At 61.9% G+C, this 17,805-nt stretch carries 18 protein-coding genes and 1 other RNA gene; 3 read left to right on the top strand and 16 right to left on the bottom strand.

Going from position 1 to position 17,805, the window contains the following annotated elements; translation table 11 throughout:
- Positions 1-91: 91 nt before the first annotated feature.
- The gene (locus ACCD03_RS15100; protein ID WP_325654776.1) at positions 92-1,246 is read left to right on the top strand and encodes an anhydro-N-acetylmuramic acid kinase; all 1,155 of its coding nucleotides are present in this window, start codon (positions 92-94) and stop codon (positions 1,244-1,246) included.
- Between the two features lie 66 nt (positions 1,247-1,312).
- On the opposite strand, the gene erpA is transcribed toward ACCD03_RS15100, so the two are convergent.
- The 5 genes from erpA to rplM form a co-directional block, all read right to left on the bottom strand.
- The gene (gene erpA / locus ACCD03_RS15095; RefSeq protein ID WP_004633183.1) at positions 1,313-1,687 is read right to left on the bottom strand and encodes an iron-sulfur cluster insertion protein ErpA; all 375 of its coding nucleotides are present in this window, start codon (positions 1,685-1,687) and stop codon (positions 1,313-1,315) included.
- A 126-nt stretch (positions 1,688-1,813) separates the two neighbouring features.
- Entirely contained in the window at positions 1,814-2,218 is a 405-nt protein-coding gene (locus ACCD03_RS15090; protein ID WP_024976637.1) for a bactofilin family protein, read from the bottom strand.
- A gap of 43 nt (positions 2,219-2,261) precedes the next feature.
- Complete coding sequence (locus tag ACCD03_RS15085) at positions 2,262-3,017, bottom strand: DUF6776 family protein (RefSeq protein WP_325654778.1); 756 nt, start codon at positions 3,015-3,017, stop codon at positions 2,262-2,264.
- Between the two features lie 231 nt (positions 3,018-3,248).
- Positions 3,249-3,641 carry a 30S ribosomal protein S9 gene (rpsI, locus tag ACCD03_RS15080; RefSeq protein ID WP_004633190.1) on the bottom strand — a complete coding sequence of 131 codons (393 nt, stop codon included), beginning with the start codon at positions 3,639-3,641 and terminating at the stop codon, positions 3,249-3,251.
- 12 nt (positions 3,642-3,653) lie between these two features.
- A complete protein-coding gene (rplM, locus tag ACCD03_RS15075; protein ID WP_009239122.1) occupies positions 3,654-4,082 on the bottom strand; it encodes a 50S ribosomal protein L13 in 429 nt (142 codons plus the stop codon).
- Positions 4,083-4,784: 702 nt separating this feature from the next.
- On the opposite strand from rplM, the gene ACCD03_RS15070 reads away from it, so the two are divergent.
- Positions 4,785-5,231: an OsmC family protein gene (locus tag ACCD03_RS15070; protein ID WP_004633197.1), complete on the top strand. Its 447-nt coding sequence runs from the start codon at positions 4,785-4,787 to the stop codon at positions 5,229-5,231.
- A gap of 1 nt (position 5,232) precedes the next feature.
- On the opposite strand, the gene rnpB is transcribed toward ACCD03_RS15070, so the two are convergent.
- The 4 genes from rnpB to ACCD03_RS15050 all read right to left on the bottom strand — a co-directional run bounded on the left by rnpB (position 5,233) and on the right by ACCD03_RS15050 (position 8,759).
- An RNA gene (gene rnpB / locus ACCD03_RS15065) (RNase P RNA component class A) lies at positions 5,233-5,574 on the bottom strand.
- Positions 5,575-5,587: 13 nt separating this feature from the next.
- Positions 5,588-6,385, bottom strand: a complete 798-nt coding sequence (locus ACCD03_RS15060) for a DUF3025 domain-containing protein (protein WP_413412182.1) — start codon at positions 6,383-6,385, stop codon at positions 5,588-5,590.
- Positions 6,386-6,392: 7 nt separating this feature from the next.
- Positions 6,393-7,427 carry a dihydroorotase gene (pyrC, locus tag ACCD03_RS15055; protein WP_413412169.1) on the bottom strand — a complete coding sequence of 345 codons (1,035 nt, stop codon included), beginning with the start codon at positions 7,425-7,427 and terminating at the stop codon, positions 6,393-6,395.
- Between the two features lie 33 nt (positions 7,428-7,460).
- Positions 7,461-8,759 carry a glycerate kinase gene (locus ACCD03_RS15050; RefSeq protein ID WP_413412168.1) on the bottom strand — a complete coding sequence of 433 codons (1,299 nt, stop codon included), beginning with the start codon at positions 8,757-8,759 and terminating at the stop codon, positions 7,461-7,463.
- Positions 8,760-8,917: 158 nt separating this feature from the next.
- Between ACCD03_RS15050 and ACCD03_RS15045 the strand changes: the two genes are divergently transcribed.
- The gene (locus tag ACCD03_RS15045) at positions 8,918-9,748 is read left to right on the top strand and encodes a class II glutamine amidotransferase (protein ID WP_024976643.1); all 831 of its coding nucleotides are present in this window, start codon (positions 8,918-8,920) and stop codon (positions 9,746-9,748) included.
- A gap of 65 nt (positions 9,749-9,813) precedes the next feature.
- On the opposite strand, the gene ACCD03_RS15040 is transcribed toward ACCD03_RS15045, so the two are convergent.
- The 7 genes from ACCD03_RS15040 to ACCD03_RS15010 form a co-directional block, all read right to left on the bottom strand.
- On the bottom strand, positions 9,814-10,548 hold the full coding sequence (locus tag ACCD03_RS15040) for an amino acid ABC transporter ATP-binding protein (protein WP_045203760.1): 735 nt from the start codon (positions 10,546-10,548) through the stop codon (positions 9,814-9,816).
- The gene (gene gltK / locus ACCD03_RS15035) at positions 10,545-11,228 is read right to left on the bottom strand and encodes a glutamate/aspartate ABC transporter permease GltK (RefSeq protein ID WP_045203761.1); all 684 of its coding nucleotides are present in this window, start codon (positions 11,226-11,228) and stop codon (positions 10,545-10,547) included. Before gltK ends, ACCD03_RS15040 begins: the two co-directional genes overlap by 4 nt.
- A gap of 17 nt (positions 11,229-11,245) precedes the next feature.
- Positions 11,246-11,974 (bottom strand): amino acid ABC transporter permease, encoded by a 729-nt coding sequence (locus tag ACCD03_RS15030; RefSeq protein WP_045203762.1) that lies wholly within the window; start codon positions 11,972-11,974, stop codon positions 11,246-11,248.
- A 98-nt stretch (positions 11,975-12,072) separates the two neighbouring features.
- Entirely contained in the window at positions 12,073-12,981 is a 909-nt protein-coding gene (locus ACCD03_RS15025) for a glutamate/aspartate ABC transporter substrate-binding protein (protein ID WP_045203763.1), read from the bottom strand.
- A 521-nt stretch (positions 12,982-13,502) separates the two neighbouring features.
- Positions 13,503-14,804, bottom strand: a complete 1,302-nt coding sequence (locus ACCD03_RS15020; RefSeq protein WP_253536300.1) for a Glu/Leu/Phe/Val family dehydrogenase — start codon at positions 14,802-14,804, stop codon at positions 13,503-13,505.
- A gap of 151 nt (positions 14,805-14,955) precedes the next feature.
- On the bottom strand, positions 14,956-15,900 hold the full coding sequence (locus ACCD03_RS15015) for a LysR substrate-binding domain-containing protein (RefSeq protein ID WP_004633215.1): 945 nt from the start codon (positions 15,898-15,900) through the stop codon (positions 14,956-14,958).
- A gap of 15 nt (positions 15,901-15,915) precedes the next feature.
- Positions 15,916-17,754 carry an ABCB family ABC transporter ATP-binding protein/permease gene (locus tag ACCD03_RS15010; protein ID WP_413412167.1) on the bottom strand — a complete coding sequence of 613 codons (1,839 nt, stop codon included), beginning with the start codon at positions 17,752-17,754 and terminating at the stop codon, positions 15,916-15,918.
- Positions 17,755-17,805 lie beyond the last annotated feature (51 nt).

Below are 17,805 nucleotides of genomic sequence, written 5' to 3'. Positions count from 1 at the left end.
GACATCGATTGAAACGTGCCGGCCGCGCAATCCCGGGATTTTACCGTGATGTGTCCGTTTGGCCCGCCATTGCGCTGGTAAGCTGTCGCGCATGAGCCACCCCAACCACACCGCACTCCCCAGCAACCGCTACATCGGCTTGATGTCGGGCACCAGCCTGGACGGCGTCGATGGCGTGCTGGCGGACTTTTCCGGCGAACACCCGGCCGTCCTCGCCGACGCCTACGTGCCCTTCTCGCCCGAGCTACGCCAGCGCTTTCTTGACCTGCAACACGCCGGCCCCGACGAGATCCATCGCGAGGCCCTGGCCGCCAATGCACTGGCCATGGTCTACGCCGACTGCGTTGCCCAACTGCTTGCTGCCGCCGGCTTGGCCGCCCGCGACGTACAAGCCATCGGCGCCCATGGGCAGACGATTCGCCACCAGCCCGGCACGCACGATGGCCTCGGCTACACGCGCCAAACCCAGCACCCGGCGGTGTTGGCTGAGCGTACTGGCATCGACGTCATTGCCGATTTCCGCAGCCGCGACATCGCCGCCGGCGGCCAGGGCGCGCCCCTGGTACCGGCACTGCACCGCGCGCTGTTCGGCCTGCCTGATGCATGGCGCGTGGTCTGCAACATCGGAGGCATCGCCAACCTCACCGTCTTGCCGCCGCAGGCTTCCGACGCACGCGACGCCGTACTCGGCTTCGACTGCGGCCCCGGCAACGCGCTGATGGACTACTGGGTTCACAGCCACCGCGATACCCGCTACGACGCCGACGGCGCCTGGGCCCGCACCGGGCGCATCGACGAAACGCTCCTCGCACGTCTGAAGGCCGAGCCGTTCTTTGCAGCGCCGCCACCCAAGAGCACCGGCCGCGACCTGTTCAACCCGGCGTGGCTGCAACAAACTCTCGGCGATGCGTTGAACACCGCCCGCCCCGAAGATGTTCAAGCGACGCTGCTCGCCCTCACCGCCGACACCATCACCGATGCTATGCGTGCCCATGCGCCGCAGGCCACGTCACTGCTGGTCTGCGGTGGCGGCGCCCGCAATGGTGCGCTCATGGCACGTATCGCGCAGCAATTGCCGGGCGTGCGAGTCGCTCCGACAGATGAGTTTGGCGTGCCCGCGCATCAGGTGGAGGCGCTCGCTTTCGCATGGCTCGCGCGCCAGTGCGTGCTCCGCGCCCACGGCAATCTGCACACCGCGACCGGCGCATTGGGCGGTCGCATCCTTGGCGCGATCTACCCCGCTTGAGCACACAATCTGCAGGCAACAAAAAAGCGCACCGAAGTGCGCTTTTTCTTTTACAGCGATGCGGCGTCAGACCGAGAACGACGAGCCGCAACCACACGTGGTCGAAGCATTGGGGTTCTTGATGACGAACTGCGCGCCGTTGATGTCTTCCTTGTAGTCGATCTCGGCGCCCACCAGGTACTGGTAGCTCATCGAGTCGATCAAGAGCGAGACGCCATTCTTGGTCATGGTCGTATCGTCTTCGTTAGTCTCTTCGTCAAAGGTGAAGCCGTACTGGAAGCCCGAGCACCCGCCGCCTTGCACGAATACGCGCAGCTTCAACTCCGGGTTGCCTTCTTCTTCAATCAGTTGCTTGACCTTGTCCGCAGCGCTGTCGGTAAAGACCAGCGGAGCCGGAACCTCGTTCACATCGGGCGTGGCTGCCTGGGCGACTGCGTTCATGAAAATCTCCTGTGGGAACGTCTGAAACTTGCCTGTATTTTAAGCGCAAGCTGCAAATCGTGCCGAAGCCCCGCGTTTCAAGTGGGCATTGTGCGGTGCGCCAGCAACGGCCAGCGCGCGATGTGATCAATCCTGATTGGATGCCAGCTTCAGATTGGGCAGCAACTTCACATCGCCAGGCGCCGCGTGCATCAACGTGCCCATGACGACGGCGCCTTGGTGCATTTCCAACGCCGCATATTGCACGTTGCCCTCAATACGCGCCTTCGGCTGCAACTCAAGCAGCTCCGCTACATGCACGGGGCCAACCACAGTGCCGTTCAGGATCAGGTGCCCGACGTGCACCTCGCCCTCGACGCGTGCGCTATCGGTAATCACCAGCATGCTGGGCTTGTCCGGATCGCCGTAGATGTTGCCGCTAATCTCGCCGTCGATCCGCAGACCGCCCGAGAAGCGCAGATTCCCTTCCAGTTTGGTGTGAGCCCCCAGCAGCGTTTCAATCGCCAGCCCTTTCTTTTTGCCAAACAGCATCGTCGACTCCTCTGTGTACGGATCCTCGACAGGACAATGCCCGTCAGATGGAAAAACTCTGGCTCGCTTTGATCTTGCCGTTCTGCAGCACTTTCACCATCACCGATTGCACCGTGGTGCCGGGAGGCACGTCTACCCAGCCCTCAAGGCGCTGGTAGTGCGTGAGCTTGACGCGGGCGCTGGTAACGGGTGATCCGCTGGCCGCCATTCCCGGGAAATCGATCGTAGCAGCTTTGCCACCCTGCACCACGTTCAGCGTGAGCGCCAGTTGCCCCTCGAATTCGGAGACCGGCGCGAACGCCTTTCCGCCGCCTTGCATCAGCAGAACGCGGAACCGCATGCGTGTCGGCTGCGCTTCGTCCGGCGCGATGCGGAAGCTGCGCACATAAATACCGGCGGAATTGGTAGGTGCGGGCAACAGGCTGTCAAAGAAGGCTAGGTCCTCTTTCAACTGCGCGTTTTCGGTTTCCAGCGCCTTGAGTTGCTCAGCCATCTGCGCTTGCGCGCCTTCGGCAATACCCAGCCGGGCATCCACGGTGCCGGCGGATGCAGACAACTTGTCTCGCTCGGCCTGCACGGCGGCCAACTTGGCGGTCAGCTCGCGGTTCATAGCGCGCAAATCGGCGTCGTGCGGCCCCGTCAGGCGGCGCCCTTCTTCGAAGGCCCACAGCGCCGCAGCCGCCGCAAGCCCAAATACCACGGCAATCAACAAAATCGTTACCGGCCAAGGCAGACGCGAACGCACCGTGACGTTCGGGGCGAGCACGGAAGCGCGACGCAACAAGCGACGCGCCTTCATGCGCGCGCCTCCCGACCCACCTTGCGGATCAGAATCGGATTAGGAGAAACAGCGGATTGCATCATACGGGCCGAACGCTAACGAAATGTGAATTGTAGTCTCGCGGACATGTCGGAGCTGTTGCAAAGGGTAAGCAAGGCGCCGGAAAGATCACACTGTTTGGTTCGAACCCTCAAAAACAAAAAACCACACCCGAGGGTGTGGTTCTTTGCTGAAGCAGCAGGAAGCGGATTAACGCTTCGAGAACTGCTTGGCGCGGCGGGCCTTGCGCAGACCGACCTTCTTACGCTCGACTTCACGTGCATCGCGCGTCACCAGACCGGCCTTCGACAGGGCGGGCTTGAGCGTTGCATCGTAATCGATCAGGGCGCGGGTGATGCCGTGACGCACGGCACCGGCTTGGCCGGTTTCACCGCCGCCGACCACGTTCACCTTGATGTCGAACGTAGCTGCGTGGTTGGTCAGTTCCAGCGGCTGACGCACGATCATCAGCGAGGTTTCACGAGCGAAGTACTCGTTGATGGCCTTGCCGTTGACGATGATGTCGCCCTTGCCGGACTTGATGAAGACACGTGCCACAGCGCTCTTGCGGCGGCCGGTGCCATAGTTCCAGTTTCCGATCATGGATTAGGCCCCTTAGATTTCCAGCGCTTTCGGCTGCTGAGCTTCGTGCGGATGCGAGCCTTCGGCGTAAACCTTCAGCTTCTTGATCATCGCGTAGCCCAGCGGACCCTTCGGCAACATGCCCTTCACAGCCTTCTCCAGGGCGCGGCCCGGGAAACGCTGCTGCATCTTGCCAAACGTCGTTTCGTAGATACCGCCCGGGTAACCCGAGTGGCGATAGTACTTCTTGTCGGTCGTCTTGGCGCCCGTCACACGCAGCTTGGCTGCGTTGATGACGATGATGAAATCGCCGGTATCGACGTGCGGAGTGAATTCGGGCTTGTGCTTGCCGCGCAGTCGGTGTGCCACTTCGCTGGCGACACGCCCGAGGACCTTGTCCGTCGCGTCAATCACGTACCAATCGCGCTTCACCTCATGGGGCTTTGCGGAAAAGGTCTTCATGATTTTTCCAAATATTGAGTCAGTGCCCGAGTGGACCCGTATCGCGCTGAGAACTTGCGTTCAAACTGCTCACGAACGGATCGTCTTGCGGACGCCTGCGCAACCCCATGCGAGGTCATCGCCGGCCCGCCTTCCCGCTTGTTGGTGCGGGCTCTCTAAATTTCTCTTTTCCGCGGGCAATCCGGAAAAGATTTCGATTGTACCCCGCACAGACTCCTTGACACAAGGAAAAAGGTGCGCATGGGTCCTGCAGACGAAAAAAAACCCAAGCCATCAAGCTTGGGTTTGAATCCACCAAAGGAGGAGGGTGGAGGAGACACCTGCTGATCGCTGACTTGGTGGGTTGCACCGCATCAGCCGATCCAATGGTGCAAATTATACCCATTTCTGGGGCACGCGCAAGGAAATTTGCACTACGAAATCGCATTTCGTAATGCGGAAAGAAAATCACGGGGCAATAAATGGCGATATCTATTTATAAATCAGAAACTTACACTCCTTCCGCACTCAGCCACCTGCTGTTCACTAGAGACATTCCTCGAATTTCGGCGCAATTTCGGTGCAAAAAGAATGGGTTGCACCTTTTCGCCCGGGTATCACTGTCAAGCCGCGTTCACCCTAGGGCGCCAACGCGCGCGAGGGCTGGTGGCTACAATGTGGCTTTTCGTCGGCGATGGTCGACCCTCTGCACAAGGATTGGACATGGATTGCACAGTGAGCTGGACTGGCCCGGATGGCATGGCCTTTTTGGCGGAAACCGGCAGCGGCCATCTCGTCACGATGGATGGCGCGCCCGACGGCGGCGGCCGCAACCTTGCACCGCGCCCAATGGAAATGGTCTTGCTGGGCACCGGTGGCTGCACCGCTTATGACGTGGTGCTGATCCTCAAGCGAGGCCGCCAGGACGTGCAAGGCTGCAGCGTCAAGCTGCATGCCGACCGCGCCGAGACCGACCCGAAGGTTTTCACGCGCATCCACTTCACCTTCACGGTGACGGGGCGCAACCTGAAGCGGGAAACGGTGGAACGGGCTGTGCAGCTTTCGCACGAGAAGTACTGCTCGGCGTCGATCATGCTGGCCAAGACGGCCGAGATCACGCACTCGCTGGAACTGGTGGATCTGGCCACGCAGCCGACGGCATCGGAATAAGACGCGAAGCGGACCGATAAGCCGGATTCTGTGCGCCGCATGGCCGAAGCCAGCGGCGTGACAACCATTCCTCTAGACCGGCTGTTGCCAGCCGGCTCAAGCTCCCTACCCGCAGACTCAGCGAGCCGCTTCATCGCCTGCTTACTTGGGATTGCTCCGGGTGGAGGTTACCGCGTTTCACCCTTCGCCCTGACCGAAGCCGGGGCGAAGACTCGTCTCTGTGGCCCTATTCCGCACGTCACCGTGGATGGTCATTAGCCATCACCCTGCTCTATGGAGTCCGGACTTTCCTCCCCTTCCACTCGCACGAGGCGGCGGAAGCAGCGGTTGTCTGATCCGCTTCGCGAGGCGCGAGTCTAGCACTGTTCGGGTATAAATCGCCGCCGACCCGGGCGAAAGACGGTCGTATCCAGATAGAAGCCGGCGTCCTCATTGGCATCGCACCAACCGGGGATGCCCATAACGGGCAACGGACGGAAATTGCTGGGCGCCAGATCGACGTGCAAAAGCATCTCTGCCAGCGCGGCATCGAGCGAGGGACGATCCGCTGGTAACGCAGCCACGTGCAGCGGCCAGGCATGCGCAGTGATCGACTTGTACGGTGCAACTAGCTTTTCCAGCAGCGCATGGCCGAACGGCAGAACGGCGCAGGTTGCGCCCCACGCTGCCCTGCCCTCGACGAACAAGCCGTGCCAATCGAACCCGGTCAGGCTTCGCTCCGGCGCCTCTTCGGTGTGCAGGAAGATCAGGGCGTTTTCGTCGAACAGCGTGGCGGCATCGCGGACGGTGCCGCGTGCCGCGCCAATTCCGTCCCGCGTAATCGCCCGCGCCTGGCGCGCATTGAGCGCCGCCTTGGCAAGCGGCCAATGCAGCCAGATCAGTGCGTTGAAGAAATCGTGGAGATTGTCCCGCGTCGGCACCCCGCCGGTGGCGGCGACGTGCGCTTCGTAAGCGGTACCGGCTGGCAGGGCATCTTGCGGGATGAAGCGCAAAACATGATCACCGGAGGTGCGGATTGCTTGCGCGGCCGGATGCGCGTTCAGTGCGTCTCGAAGATCGGCGCCGTCCTCAATCGCGCGCGCAATTGCGGCGCCGACCGCTGCCAGCGGTGCGAACGCCGGATGGCTCCAGTCGATCGCACGCAAACATTCAATCGCCAACTCAGACGGATTTCCAGCGCAGCATCTCGCCGCCGCGCAGTGGCACCAGCGTCTGCTCACCGAACGGGACTTCGGCGGGAAGCTGCCATTGCGAGCGCGTGAGCGTGAGCGTGCCGGCGTTGCGTGGCAGGCCATAGAAGTCCGGCCCGTGCAGGCTCGCAAAGCCTTCGAGCTTGTCGAGCGCGTTGGCGTCTTCAAAGGCCTCGGCATACAGCTCCATGGCGTGCAGCGCGGTGTAGCAGCCGGCGCAACCGCAGGCGTGTTCCTTCACACCCTTGGCGTGCGGCGCACTGTCAGTACCAAGGAAGAACCGCGGGTGGCCCGAGGTGGCGGCGGCCACCAGCGCCAGGCGGTGCGTTTCACGCTTGAGCACCGGCAGACAGTAGTAATGCGGGCGGATGCCGCCGACGAACAGCGCATTGCGGTTGTACAGCAAGTGATGCGCGGTGATGGTCGCGCCAACCGGGCCCTCCGCATCGCGCACGTATTCGGCAGCGTGCTTGGTCGTGATGTGCTCGAACACGACCTTCAGCGCCGGGAAGTCTCGGCGCAGCGGCAGCATCACCGTGTCGATGAAGACGGCCTCACGGTCGAAGATGTCGACGGTCGGGTCGGTCACTTCGCCGTGCACGAGCAGCGGCATGCCGACTTCCTGCATGGCTTCGAGCGTCTTGGCGCAGCGGCGCAGGTCGGTCACGCCAGCATCGCTGTTGGTGGTGGCGCCGGCCGGGTACAGCTTCACGCCGTGGATGAAACTGCTGGCGCGGGCCTCGCGAATGACGTCGGGCGAGGTGTTATCGGTCAGGTACAGCGTCATCAGCGGCTCGAACTGCGTGCCGGCTGGCAACGCGGCGAGAATACGCTCGCGGTAGGCGCGCGCCTGCGCAGTCGTGGTCACCGGTGGCTTGAGGTTGGGCATGATGATCGCCCGGCCGAACTGGCGTGCGGTATCGCCCACCACATCGGCGAGGGCATCGCCATCGCGCAGGTGCAGGTGCCAGTCATCGGGGCGGACGATCGTAAGAGTGTCGGTCATGGTGCGTGCAGAAACGGTCAGCAAAAACGTGAATCAGAGAATCAGGATGACGCGGTAGTCATTGACGTTGGTGCGCGTCGGGCCGGTAACGATCAGGTCATCGGCAGCGGCAAAGAAACCGTAGGCGTCGTGTGCGTCGAGCGCGGCGCGGGCGGCGATGCCCTTGGCGGCGGCGCGGGCGATGGAGTCGGGGTCAAGCAGCGCACCCGCATTGTCCTCCGATCCATCGATCCCGTCTGTATCGGCGGCGAGCGCATAGACATCATCCATGTCTTCGAGCGTGACGCCGAGCGAGAGCAGGAACTCCGCGCAGCGCCCGCCGCGGCCGCCGGTCAGGCCCGGTGGAATCGTCACCGTGCATTCGCCGCCGGAGATCAGTGCCACCGGCGCCACAAACGGCGTGCCGTGCTGTCGCACTTGGCGCGCCAGCGCCCCATATACCTGGGCGACCTCGCGCGCCTCGCCGGTCACCGTGTCGCCGAGGATGGCCGTGTGGATACCGCGCGCCGCAAAGACCTGCGCACCGGCCTGGAGGCTCTGTTGCGCGGTGGCAATGACGTGATTGGTCACGCGTGCAAAGCAGGCGTCGCCGGGCTTGGGCGTTTCGGCAATCTCGCCGCGTGCTCCACATTCCAGGTGTGCGCGCACGGTATCTGGCATCTGGGCGCCCCAGCGTTTCAGGATGCCAAGCGCATCGGCGTAGGTGCTTGTATCTGGCACGGTCGGGCCGCTCGCGATGGCGCTCGGGTCGTCGCCAGCCACGTCGGAAACAATCAGCGTTGTGGCCGGCGCGTGTGATGCGGCGGCAAGGCGCCCGCCTTGAATGCGCGACAGATGCTTGCGCACGATGTTCATGTCGGTAATGGGCGCACCGCAGCGCAGCAGCTCGCGCGTCACGGCTTTCAGATCGGACATCGGGATGCCCTCGGCAGGCAGCGACAGCAGGCTGGAGCCTCCGCCGGAGACGAGCACAATCAGGCGGTCGTTCTCGGTGAGCGCGCAGACGCGATCCAGGATTTCCTGCGCGGCTTGTTCGCCAGCCTCGTCCGGCACCGGGTGCCCTGCTTCAATGACGCGGATGTGCTCGGTCGGCAACCCATGCGCATAGCGCGTAACGACCAGTCCTTCGACCTGCGCGCGGCCGGCATAGGCTTGCTCGACAGCCAGCGCCATCGACGCAGCCGCCTTGCCGGCGCCAACCACCAGTGTTTTGCCGCCAGCATGCGGTGGCGGGAGGAAGTTTGCGACGATCTTGAGCGGATCGGCCGCGCCGACGGCGGCTGCGTAGCTCTCCAGCAAGAGGGCGCGGGCGGCGGTGCGGTCGAGCTTCATGGGAATGGCTTCCGGTTAAGGCAATCTGGAGGCGGTGGCGTGCGGCATGTGCGCAACGCCCGGCCCCCAGGCGCGGCGCCGTGAAGACGAAGGCGCTTGGCACCCCCGGCGGCCGGCAGGATAATGATCATTTTATTGCATCCGACTTTTCCCCCACCATGTGCCAGCTGCTGGGCATGAACTGCGCTGAACCGACCGATGTGACGTTCTCGTTCACGGGGTTCGCTGCGCGCGGTGGCGTGACCGACCACCATGCCGACGGCTTCGGCGTCGCCTTCTTCGAAGACAAGGCCTGCCGCCTGTTCATCGACAACCAGTCTGCCGGCACCTCGCCGGTAGCGGAGCTGGTCAAGCGCTACCCGATCAAGTCCAAGAACGTCATCTCGCACATCCGCAAGGCGACGCAGGGCACGGTGCGGCTGGAAAACTGCCACCCCTTCATGCGTGAGTTGTGGGGCAGGCACTGGATCTTTGCCCACAACGGCGACCTGAAGAACTTCTCGCCGTTCCTCTCGGGCGTCTATCAGCCCGTGGGCGATACCGACAGCGAGCTCGCCTTCTGTTTCATCATGCAGGCGCTGCGCAAGCGCTTTCCGGGTTCGCAGCCGCCGCTCAACGAGCTGTTCTACGCGCTTTCCGACATCACCAAGGAAATCACCCGCTACGGCGTGTTCAATTTCTTGCTGTGCAACGGGCAGGCCCAGTTCGCGCATTGCTCGACGCGGCTGTATTACATCGTGCGGCAGTGGCCGTTCTCGACGGCACATTTGATCGACGCCGACATGACAATCGACTTCGCCAAATACACGACGCCTGCCGACCGCGTGGCTGTCATCGCCACCGCGCCGCTCACCGACAACGAAGTCTGGACGCAATTCGTGCCGGGCGAGCTGCTGATGTTCGAATCGGGCCAGGCCACGATGGCCACCAAGGTGCCGATTCCGGAAGCCGTGCAGATCGCCAACGCAGCCAACACCGCCTGCACCTGACGCCGCATCGCCCATAAAAAAAGCCGCTCTCGAAAGAGCGGCTTTTTGCTGCCGGGAACCGTCGATCAATGCGACAGGATCTTCGACAGGAACTGCTTGGCACGGTCGGAACGAGCGTCGATGTTGCCGAAGAACTCTTCCTTCTCGCAGTCTTCAACGATGCAGCCCTGGTCCATGAAGATCACGCGGTTAGCAACCTTGCGAGCGAAGCCCATTTCGTGGGTCACGCACATCATGGTCATACCTTCCTTGGCCAGTTCCACCATCACGTCGAGCACTTCGTTGACCATTTCCGGGTCCAGCGCGGAGGTCGGCTCGTCGAACAGCATGCAGATCGGGTCCATCGACAGCGCGCGTGCGATTGCCACGCGCTGCTGCTGACCGCCCGACAGTTGGCCCGGGTACTTGGCAGCGTGCGCCTTCAGGCCCACGCGATCCAGATACTTCAGGCCCTTGGCCATGGCTTCCTCTTTCGAGCGGCCCAGCACCTTTTGCTGCGCGATCGTCAGATTCTCGGTAATCGACAAGTGCGGAAACAGCTCGAAGTTCTGGAACACCATGCCCACGCGCGAACGCAGCTTCGGCAGGTTCGTACCCTTGGCGCCCACCGAAGTGCCGTCAACGAAGATCTCGCCCTTCTGGAACGGTTCCAGCGCATTGACGGTCTTGATGAGCGTGGACTTGCCCGAACCCGACGGGCCGCACACCACCACCACTTCGCTCTTCTTCACGCTGGTGGTGCAGTCGGTCAGCACCTGGAAGCTGCCGTACCACTTGGAAACGTTCTTGATCTCGATCATTGGGTCACCTTCTTCTGAAGTCGCTTCACCAGCACGGAGGCGCCGAAGCAGATCACGAAATAGCACAAGCCGGCAAACAGCAGCAGCTCGACGATACGGCCGTCGCGCTCACCGATGTTGTATGCCTGCGTAAAGAAGTCCGACAGCGCGCTCACATACACCAGCGACGTATCCTGGAACAAGACGATGGCCTGGGTGAGCAACAGCGGAATCATGTTGCGGAATGCCTGCGGCAGGACTACCAAGCGCATGGCCTGGCCATACGTCATGCCCATCGCATAGGCCGCGAACATCTGCCCGCGCGACACGCTCTGGATACCGGCGCGGATGATCTCCGAGTAATACGCCGCTTCAAACAGCGCGAAAGCGACCAGCGCAGACATCATGCGCATGTCGGTCGCCGGCGACAGATCGAAGAGCTTCTGCAGCAACTGCGGCACGATCAGGAAAAACCACAACAGCACCATCACCAGCGGGATGGACCGGAAGAGGTTCACGTACGCCTGCCCGAACCACTGCAGCGGTTTGATGCCGGAGAGGCGCATCATCGCGAGCAGCGTGCCCCACACGATGCCGACCAGGATGGCCGTGCCCGTGATCTGGAGCGAGAGGACCATCCCCTCGCCGAGCACGCGCATGTTGTCGACGTTGATGGACGAGAAATCGAATTGATAAGCCATGAAGAGTCCTCGCCCGATTACTTGCCACCGATGAAGCCAGGCAGCCGGGAACGTGCTTCCACCCAGCGCATCAGGCCCATTACGGTCAGGTTGATCAGCATGTACATCAGCGTCACGGCGATGAACGATTCGTACGGCTGCGCGGTGTAGTCAACCAGCTGGCGACCCTGTGCGGCAAGCTCCAGCAAACCGATGGTCGACGCCACGGCCGAGTTCTTGAAGATATTCAGAAACTCCGACGTGAGCGGCGGCACGATGATGCGGAACGACATCGGCAGCATTACGTAGCGATACGTCTGCGCCAGCGTGAAGCCCATGGCCAGGCCGGCGTTGCGCTGCCCGCGCGGCAGCGAATTGATACCTGAGCGCACCTGCTCGCAGACACGCGCTGCGGTAAAGGTACCGAGACACAGCATCGCAGACAGGAACATCGCCGTGTTGGGGTTCATCTGCTTGATGTAGTCGCCACCCGGCACGAGTTCGGGCATGACGAAGTACCAGATGAAGAGCTGCACAATCAGCGGAATGTTGCGGAACAGCTCAACGTACGCTGCGGCCAGGCCCGACAGCCACTTGTTCGGCACCGTACGCAGCACGCCCAGCACGGAGCCGATGACGAGCGCAATGATCCAGGAAGACAAGCCAAGCACGACGGTGGTCTTCAACCCCGCCAGCAGCCAGTCCAGATAGGTCTGATTCTGGGCGGCCTCCGTAAAGAAGACGCCCCAGTTCCAGTGGTAATTCATGATGGTTCCCTCAAAAAGAAACGGAAGGGAGAAGACCTGTTAACCGGCCTTTGCCTTCCGTTTCGTGACGCTTGTATCAGGCCCGTTGAGGGAGCCGATCAGTCAAGAGCCTTGTCGTTCGGGTTCTTGATCAGCGCCTTCATGTCGTCCGACAGGGGGAACTCCATGTTCACGCCCTTGGGCGGAACCGGCTGTTCGAACCATTTCTTGTACTCGGCTGCGATCGAGCCGTCCTTCATCATGCCGGCGATGGTCTTGTCAGCCAGTGCCTTGAACGGCTTGTCGTCCTTGCGAACCATGCAGCCGTAGGCTTCGCGCGATTGCGGCTTGGCCACGACCACCCAGTCAGTCGGGCTCTTGGCCTTGGCGCGCTCGCCGTACAGGAGGGCGTCATCCATCATGAACGCAACAGCGCGACCCGATTCCAGCGTCAGGAACGACTGGCCGTGGTCCTTCGTGCTGATGATGTTCATGCCCATCTGCTTTTCATCGTTCATCTTGCGCAGCAGGCGTTCCGACGTCGTGCCGGCGGTGGTCACGACGTTCTTGCCCTTGAGCTGTGCCCAGTCGGTGATGCCCGAATCCTTCTTCACCATGATGCGCGTGCCGATGATGAAGATGGTGTTCGTGAACGATGCTTGCTTCTGGCGCTCGAGGTTGTTCGTGGTCGAGCCGCACTCCAGATCGATGGTGCCGTTCTGCAGCAGCGTGATGCGGTTTTGCGAAGTGACCGGGATCTCGTTGATCTTCAGATCCTTCAGGCCGAGCTGCTTCTTCACGTCCTCGGCAATCTTGGTGGCGACGTCGTACGAATAGCCGATCGTGCGGACACCGCCGACGTTGTAGCTGAACGGAATCGACGAATCACGCACGCCCAGCGTGATGGTGCCGGTGTCTTTGATCTTCTTGAGCGTACCAGTCAGCTCTTCTGCGTGGGCTGCGCTGCCGAATGTACCAACGGCGACACCAACGGCTGCAACCACGGTTGCCAGCTTGGCGAGGTTCATGAAAGTCTCCTTTTGACCATGAAAGAGAAAGACGGGACTGTACCAAAAAACGTTTGGCGACAGTATTGGTGTTGCCACTAAATCGTTGAATCCAACGGAGTTTTTCCTCTGGCGCGGACCCTGCCGCAACCGCGCTTTCCAGGCAACCGGATACCTTACGCTGTGCTTTTCCGAAAATCTGGAAAAGACGTGCAGCGCCAGACATGGCAACGCTCTGCAACATCGGCACGCATGCCAGATTGCTTGAGCGGATCACCGCCAATTGCTAAGGAAAACAAAGGGAAATAAAGCCCGCCCGATGTGCGCTCTCTGTCGCTTAACGAACCCGACTTGAGGATGGGAAGGACGACGATGATGCCATCGCCCTTCTCATGGTGCGGTACTCCGGAACGTTATGGTTCGTCCCATGAGCACCGGCTTTCTTCAACCGTCGCGCATGGCCGCCTGATCGGCAGCAACGCGATAGACCAGTGCAGCGCCCTGTTGGGGCACCGCGCCGGTATTGATCAGCGCGTTGCCGATCAGGGGTACAGACCGCGCTCTTGGCGGGCCTGCAGAATCCGCGTACAGGCGATGATGAACGCCGCCGTACGCAGAGTAACCTTGTTGTCCTGCGCCACTTGCCAGACGCCACGGAAGGCGTCTTGCATGATCCGTACCAGGCGCTGGTTGATCTCGTCTTCGGTCCAGAAGAAGCTCGAGAAATCCTGCACCCACTCGAAATAGCTGACCGTCACGCCGCCGGCGTTGGCAATCACGTCCGGGCAGACCAGGATGCCGCGATCGCGCAGGATGTCGTCGGCCTCGGGCGTCGTGGGGCCATTTGCACCTTCCACGACAATCTTTGCCTTGATATGGGGCGCGTTCTTCGCAGTGATCTGGCCTTCCAGTGCAGCCGGAATCAGGAATTCGCAGTCCAGCGCCCAGAAATCGTCTTGCGAGACGGTCTCTGCAACAAAGCCGGCCACGCTGCCATTGTGGTCAACGTGCTTGATGAGCGCGTCGACATCCAGGCCGTTGCCGTTGAACACGATGCCCTTGTGGTCTTGCACGGCAATGACCTTGGCACCAGCGTCATGGAACAGCTTGGCGGCCACGCTGCCCACATTGCCGAAGCCCTGCACCACCACACGCGCGCCCTTGACGTCGATGCCGAGGTTGCGTGCGGCTTCGCTGCCGACCACGAACACGCCGCGGCCAGTGGCTTCACGACGGCCCAGGCTGCCGCCCAGTGCGATCGGCTTGCCGGTCACCACGCCAGTGGCGGTGGAGCCTTCGTTCATGGAGTACGTGTCCATCATCCACGCCATGATCTGCGCGTTGGTGTTCACGTCCGGAGCCGGAATGTCCTTGTTCGGGCCGATGATGATGCCGATCTCGCTGGTGTAGCGGCGGGTCAGGCGTTCGAGTTCACCGGAAGACAGCTTGCGCGGGTCGACGCGGATGCCGCCCTTGGCACCACCGTACGGCACGTTCACGGCCGCGTTCTTCACCGACATCCACGCAGACAGCGCCATCACTTCCGACAGCGTCACGTCCTGGTGGAAACGCACGCCGCCCTTGCCCGGGCCGCGCGACGTGTTGTGTTGCACGCGGTAGCCTTCGAAGTGGGCGATTCGGCCATCGTCCATCTGGATCGGCACGTCGACGATCAGCGCGCGCTTGGGGCGCTTGAGCGTTTCAACCCAACGTGCGAGCGAGCCGAGATAGGGGGTGACCCGATCGACCTGCTGCAGATAGATGCCCCATGGGCCAAGATTGTCGGCCGGCAGATAGGACGGGATGGAGTGCTGGAGTGTCGACGGAGATGCGACATTGGACATGGCTGTCTTCCTTTTTTGGACCTTGGTAAGGCCCTTCAAGTCCCACAAAATGCCCGCCAGCTTAGGGACCGGCCAGAACGAAATCCAATGCCGTTTTTACATCGGGTTATGCATTGGGCGCATAACCCTACAATTGAACCCGACAGCCGGTTCAGCCCGCCAGCGCGCTCCATAACGTGTCGATCAGCTCGCGTTTGCGCTTGGACTGGGGGTGCCGGCGGTCGTGTGCGCCGCTTTGCGGGTGCTCGCGATAGAGCCGGATTTCCATCTCGATCGACAACGTACCGCCGCCCTTGCCTTCCGCACGCACCAGGCGTCCCGCTGCCACATCCTCCCGCACCGCACTCTCGGGCAGGAACGCCACGCCATGGCCAGCCAGCGCCATCACCTTGAGCGCTTCGGCCATGTCGGTTTCGTAGCACTTGTCGAGCAGCGGTGCCACGGGCGAGTTTTCCAGCAACACATCCACCATGCGGCCCAGAAAGGCATTGGGCGTATAGCTAAGGTAGGCGATCGGCTTGCGTGCCGTGGGAACGAGCCGATAAATCGGCCGCCCGCTTGCATCGGGCTTGGAAAACGGCGAAAGCCGCTCGGTGCCAAGCACCAGCATGTCGTAACGCGTAGGGTCGAGCTGGATCATCTGCCGTGCGTGGTGATAGACCATCACGAGATCGCAACCGCCCTCCACCAGCGTCATCACCGCATCGTGCACATTGAGCGCGCGCAGCCTGCATTGCAGCTTGCCGATCTTCTCTTCCACCTGCGCGAGCCAGCCGGGGAAGAACGTCAGCGATAGCGTATGCGGCACGGCAAAGTCGATCGTCGACGCACTCGCCGGACGCTGGCCGCGCATCAGCGCGCGCGTCTCACTCACCTGGGCGAGCATCGCCAACGCCTGTTCGTAGAAGACCTCTCCGGCGGGAGTCAGGCGCGTCGGGTAGCTTGATCGGTCGATCAGCTCATTGCCGAGCCACGCCTCGAGAGATTGAATGCGCCGCGAAAACGCCGGCTGCGTCACGTGCCGCAATTCGGCCGAGCGCGAAAAGCTGCGCGTCTCGGCCAGGCTGATGAAGTCCTCCAGCCATTTGAGTTCCATCGCGTTGTCTCTCCCTCAACCTGCTCGGGTGTCTTCTGTTTCTTCGGCCACGCGTTCGGGCTCGCGTGCCTGCATGCGCCACATCTGCGCGTAACGGCCTTCCGCACGCAACAACGATTCATGCGTTCCGCGCTCGATGATGCGGCCGTGTTCCATCACCAGAATCTGGTGCGCACGCACGATGGTCGACAACCGGTGTGCAACGACCAGCGTGGTGTGGTTCTGCGCCAGCCGCATCAACTCTTCTTGAATGGCGTGCTCGGTACGCGAGTCGAGTGCAGACGTTGCTTCATCAAACACGAGAATCGGCGGGCGCTTGAGCAACGTGCGCGCAATCGCCACACGCTGCTTCTCGCCTCCAGAGAGCTTCAGGCCGCGCTCGCCGACTTGCGTCTCGTAGCCATCAGGCAGCGATTCGACAAAGTGGTGGATCTGCGCCGCGCGGGCGGCTTCGATCACCTCGTCGCGCGTGGCTTCGGGGCGGCCGTAGGCGATGTTGTAGTAGATGCTGTCGTTGAAGAGCACCGTGTCTTGCGGAACGATGCCGATGGCCGCACGCACGCTGGATTGCGTGACGTCACGCAGGTCCTGACCGTCGATCTGGATGGCGCCGGACTTCACGTCGTAGAAGCGGAACAGCAAGCGTGCCAGCGTTGACTTGCCCGAGCCGCTTTGCCCCACGACCGCCGTGGTCGTGCCGGCGGGAATCGTGAAGTCCACATCGAACAGGATCTGGCGCTTGGCCTCGTAGCTGAAGTCGACATGCGCGAAGCGGACTTCCCCTGCGTGCACAGCCAGCGGTTTGGCATCGGGCTTATCGGCCACTTCGCGGTTGGTCTGCAACAGGTGGAACATGCGGTCCATGTCGGTCACGGCCTGCTTCAGCTCTCGATAGATCACGCCCAGGAAGTTGAGCGGAATGTAGATCTGCAGCATGAGCGTGTTGACGAGCACCAAGTCGCCCAGCGTCATGTGCCCCGCCGCTACCCCTTGCGTGGCGCGATACAGAATCAGGATGAGCGCGGTGGCCACGATGACCTGCTGACCGAAGTTCAGCACCGACAACGAGTTCTGTGAGCGGATCGCAGCCGCGCGGTAGTGCTTCAGGTTCTCGTCGTAGCGACGTGCTTCGTAATCTTCGTTGCCGAAGTATTTGACCGTCTCGAAGTTGAGCAGTGAATCGATCGCCTTCTGGTTAGCGCGCGAATCCAGCTCGTTCATCTTGCGGCGAAAGTGCGTGCGCCAATTCGTCACCATCACGGTAAAGACGATGTAGCTCACGAGCGCGCAGAACGTGATGAGCGCGAACCACACGTCGTACTTCACAAAGAAATATGTGATGACGAGGCCGACTTCCACCAGCGTCGGCAGGATGCTGTACAGCGAATACGAAATGAGCGACTGGATGCCACGCGTGCCGCGCTCGATATCGCGGCTCATACCGCCCGTCTGGCGCTCAAGGTGAAAGCGCAGTGACAGCGCATGCAAATGCCGGAACACCTGCAGCGCGAGCGTGCGCACCGAACTCTCCGTCACCTTCGCGAACAAGATTTCGCGCAGCTCCGAGAACAGCGACGTCGACAACCGCAGCAGCCCGTAGCCAATGATGACGCCCACCGGCACAACCAGCAGCGCGCGGGGGTCGGACGGCGACACGTTCATCGAATCGATCAGCCGCTTCATGACCACCGGTACACCAAGGTTTGCCACCTTGGCCGCGATCAAGAACGACAGCGCCAGCGCCACGCGCCATTTGTAGGCCAGCAGATATGGCAGGAGGCTCTTGATGGTGCGCCAGTCGCCGCGGGCAGCCCCCGGCGGAGGTGGTTCGGAAGAGGCGGGAAAGCGGCGCATGTGCGGTGCAATAAAATGGCGGATTGTGTATTCTCCCACCGATCACCTGCG

It is taken from the genome of Ralstonia sp. Ralssp135 (assembly GCF_047304345.1).
GTDB classification, from domain to species: Bacteria; Pseudomonadota; Gammaproteobacteria; order Burkholderiales; family Burkholderiaceae; genus Ralstonia; species Ralstonia chuxiongensis.
Note: the sequence above shows the minus strand (reverse complement) of the source record. Positions and strands in the feature narration are given on the sequence as shown.

What these genes read in the sequence shown, in the direction of transcription:
- ACCD03_RS15025 (WP_045203763.1), bottom strand. Translation starts at nt 12,981, where the DNA reads ATGAACCTCGCCAAGCTGGCAACCGTGGTTGCAGCCGTTGGTGTCGCC.
- ACCD03_RS15100 (WP_325654776.1), top strand. Translation starts at nt 92, where the DNA reads ATGAGCCACCCCAACCACACCGCACTCCCCAGCAACCGCTACATCGGC.
- erpA (WP_004633183.1), bottom strand. Translation starts at nt 1,687, where the DNA reads ATGAACGCAGTCGCCCAGGCAGCCACGCCCGATGTGAACGAGGTTCCG.
- pyrC (WP_413412169.1), bottom strand. Translation starts at nt 7,427, where the DNA reads ATGACCGACACTCTTACGATCGTCCGCCCCGATGACTGGCACCTGCAC.
- ACCD03_RS15040 (WP_045203760.1), bottom strand. Translation starts at nt 10,548, where the DNA reads ATGATCGAGATCAAGAACGTTTCCAAGTGGTACGGCAGCTTCCAGGTG.
- ACCD03_RS15050 (WP_413412168.1), bottom strand. Translation starts at nt 8,759, where the DNA reads ATGAAGCTCGACCGCACCGCCGCCCGCGCCCTCTTGCTGGAGAGCTAC.
- ACCD03_RS15085 (WP_325654778.1), bottom strand. Translation starts at nt 3,017, where the DNA reads ATGAAGGCGCGTCGCTTGTTGCGTCGCGCTTCCGTGCTCGCCCCGAAC.
- ACCD03_RS15010 (WP_413412167.1), bottom strand. Translation starts at nt 17,754, where the DNA reads ATGCGCCGCTTTCCCGCCTCTTCCGAACCACCTCCGCCGGGGGCTGCC.
- ACCD03_RS15030 (WP_045203762.1), bottom strand. Translation starts at nt 11,974, where the DNA reads ATGAATTACCACTGGAACTGGGGCGTCTTCTTTACGGAGGCCGCCCAG.
- ACCD03_RS15015 (WP_004633215.1), bottom strand. Translation starts at nt 15,900, where the DNA reads ATGGAACTCAAATGGCTGGAGGACTTCATCAGCCTGGCCGAGACGCGC.
- ACCD03_RS15020 (WP_253536300.1), bottom strand. Translation starts at nt 14,804, where the DNA reads ATGTCCAATGTCGCATCTCCGTCGACACTCCAGCACTCCATCCCGTCC.
- rplM (WP_009239122.1), bottom strand. Translation starts at nt 4,082, where the DNA reads ATGAAGACCTTTTCCGCAAAGCCCCATGAGGTGAAGCGCGATTGGTAC.
- ACCD03_RS15045 (WP_024976643.1), top strand. Translation starts at nt 8,918, where the DNA reads ATGTGCCAGCTGCTGGGCATGAACTGCGCTGAACCGACCGATGTGACG.
- rpsI (WP_004633190.1), bottom strand. Translation starts at nt 3,641, where the DNA reads ATGATCGGAAACTGGAACTATGGCACCGGCCGCCGCAAGAGCGCTGTG.
- gltK (WP_045203761.1), bottom strand. Translation starts at nt 11,228, where the DNA reads ATGGCTTATCAATTCGATTTCTCGTCCATCAACGTCGACAACATGCGC.
- ACCD03_RS15090 (WP_024976637.1), bottom strand. Translation starts at nt 2,218, where the DNA reads ATGCTGTTTGGCAAAAAGAAAGGGCTGGCGATTGAAACGCTGCTGGGG.
- ACCD03_RS15070 (WP_004633197.1), top strand. Translation starts at nt 4,785, where the DNA reads ATGGATTGCACAGTGAGCTGGACTGGCCCGGATGGCATGGCCTTTTTG.